The 253-nt window shown below is 60.9% G+C and carries 1 pseudogene; it reads right to left on the reverse strand.

Annotated features, from left to right (window positions below):
- Positions 1 to 253 (reverse strand): annotated as a pseudogene (locus P0D70_RS36995) (hopanoid biosynthesis associated radical SAM protein HpnJ); the annotation flags it as partial.

Raw genomic sequence — 253 nt, forward strand, 5'->3', positions numbered from 1 at the left:
GGTGCCGTGAATCTTGATGCCGAGATTGCGGCAGTCGTCGCTGAAACGGCGCGCGATATCCGTGCGCAGACCCTTCTTGATGTTCAGCAGAATCTGGTCGTCGCCGGACTCGTAGCCGACCAGCAGCAGGCGCAGGCCGTTTTCCTTCATGATCTTCAGCGTCGAATACGGCACGTTCGCCTTCGCGTTGCACGACCACGTCACGCCCAGTTTCCCAAGACCGCGGGCGATTTCCTCGACGCGCGGCTTGAAG

Source organism: Paraburkholderia sp. RL17-381-BIF-C, assembly GCF_046026435.1.
GTDB lineage: Bacteria > Pseudomonadota > Gammaproteobacteria > Burkholderiales > Burkholderiaceae > Paraburkholderia.